This is a genomic window from Christiangramia sabulilitoris (assembly GCF_007050985.1).
Classification (GTDB): Bacteria; Bacteroidota; Bacteroidia; order Flavobacteriales; family Flavobacteriaceae; genus Christiangramia; species Christiangramia sabulilitoris.
Map to the genome: position 1 here is coordinate 1 of NZ_VHSF01000011.1, position 2,476 is coordinate 2,476.

2 protein-coding genes are annotated in these 2,476 nt (G+C 45.2%); both read left to right on the forward strand.

Features of this window, described 5'->3' with window-relative positions:
* Positions 1–671: PorP/SprF family type IX secretion system membrane protein (locus tag FGM01_RS14415; protein WP_143411893.1), on the forward strand; the 671-nt coding region annotated here is incomplete at its 5' end.
* Positions 672–689: 18 nt separating this feature from the next.
* The coding region (locus FGM01_RS14420; protein WP_143411894.1) for an OmpA family protein at positions 690–2,476 on the forward strand (1,787 nt) is incomplete at its 3' end.

Below are 2,476 nucleotides of genomic sequence, written 5' to 3' on the forward strand. Positions count from 1 at the left end.
TGGGATTGTCTATCATCAACGATAACGCCGGGTATGAGAATTACACCTATGCCTATGGGGATTTCTCCTACCGTCTGGATTTGAGTGATGATGTCACCCTTCGCCTGGGATTAAAGGCCGGGATGAGTTATTACAACCTCGAGGATGAACTCTTTACAGATCCCCAGGTATTAAGCGATCCTTTCTTTCAGGATCAGATCAACCGCTGGACTCCTAACTTCGGGCTTGGATTCTATCTCTCCTCCCAGAACTGGTACATCGGGGGATCGGCTCCTAAACTGATCAATAATGACAATAATGAGTTCAATGAATACCTGGCCCTGGAACAGGTGCATTACTACCTTACCGGGGGATATGTCTTCGATCTTAGCGATAATGTGAAGCTTAGACCCACTACCCTGTTCAAGGCTACCAGTGGAGCACCATTGTCGGTAGATGTTTCGGCAACCACCATCTTCAACGAGAAGTTCTACCTGGGAGCCAATTATCGCATCGATGATGCCATCGGGGCTTTTCTGGATGTGCAGCTCTTTGATGGATTTAGAGCAGGCTATGCCTATGAGTACCCTATCTCAGACATCAGACCTTATACCTCGGGATCGCATGAGGTATTGCTGATCTATGAACTACGCTTTAAAAATACCAGGTATAAATCACCCCGTTTCTTTTAATTTAAAGACCTGTTGATTATGAAAAATATATACACCATAGTACTGATACTCCTCTCCTGCTCTTTTGCAGTGCAGGCGCAGAGTTCCAAACAAAAGAAAGCAGACAGGCTTTATAAAGATTTTGCCTATCTCAAGGCCACCGAGGTCTATAAAGAACTGATTGAAAAAGAATATAAGGTCACCGARAAYAACCTGAAGCTCGGRGATGCYTATATGATGCTAAGAAGTCCGGAGAATGCCGTTTTCTATTATGGCGATGCCATCGAGGATACCAGCATCTCCCCGGAATATTACTACAAATATGCCCAGGCCCTGCGCGGGGTAAAGCGCTATGAGGAATCCAGGCAATGGCTAAAAAAATACCTGGAAAGTGGTCGCGGCTCCCAGGAGATYCGGAACATWCTCGAGAAAGATGAATATAAAAGTAAGGCCACCTATCGCTTGCAGCCTGCAGAATTTAATTCTGAAGTAAGTGATTTTGGAGTGTTTGTAAAAGACGACCAGGTCTATTTTGTTTCGGCTAGAGCGCAGGATACCGATGTAAAGGAAAAGACCTATAGCTGGAATGGGGAGCCCTTTCTGGATATATACCTGCTGGATAAGGCTTCCGGTAATGTGGTTCCCGTAAGCGGAGACATCAATACCAAACTGCATGACGGCCCCGCCGTGGTGAGCCCCGATGGGAATACCCTCTATTTTACCCGGAATAATTATTTGGGAAAGAAAGAAGGAAAAAGAGATAAAGATAAAACCAATCACCTGAAGTTATATTCCGCAAAAAATGAAGGTGGAAAATGGAGCCAGGTAAAGGAACTGCCTTTTAATTCCAATGAATATTCGGTAGGACATCCTGCCCTCTCTCCCGATGGAAAGACCTTATACTTTACCTCCGATAAACCAGGAGGCCTGGGAGGAACAGATATCTATATGGTGAGTATCGAAGAAGACGGAAGTTTTGGTGCTCCCCAGATCCTTGAAGGACCGGTAAATACCGAATTCGATGAAACCTTCCCTTTCATGGATACCGATGGTACTCTCTACTTCTCCTCTAACGGACATGCAGGACTGGGGCTCTTCGATATCTTTAAACTGGAAGATGGAAAAATTGAAAACCTCGGAGAAACAATCAACAGCAGTAAAGATGATTTTGCCTATTTCCAGGTAGCAGATTCTAAAGAAGGATATCTCTCGACCAACCGTGATGGCGGTAGTGATGATATCTATGTATTCAATAAACTAAATCCTCTGGTTCTAAAAGGACAGGTGACCGATGCCATCAATGGCAAGCCGGTAAGCTCTGCCACCGTACGACTTATGGACGGGAATAACACCGAGATCGCTTTTCTGGAAACAGATGCCGAAGGTAATTATCAAACCGAGATCACCCGCGATAACAATTATCCCATCGAGGCCAAGGAAATAAAATACCAGACTTTTGAAGGCATGGTAAGCACCCAGGACAGCGATGAAAAGGAAGAGATCATTTATAACATTCAGTTGCAGCCGGTAGAAGATCCCGATTATTTAGCTGAAATAGAGAACATCTACTTCGATTTTGACAAATCCAACATACGTCCCGATGCGGCCAAAGAACTTGATAAGCTCATCAAACTCATGACCGAGGACTATCCGGAACTGGTCATCGAGATAGGCTCCCATACAGACCGCAGGGGTAGCAATGCCTATAACGAAAAACTCGCTGAACGCAGGGCCAAAGCTACCTATAATTACCTGGTAGCCAATGGTATTGCTCCAGAGAGGATCGCCGCATATCAGGGCTATGGAGAAACACAGCCGGCTATCCC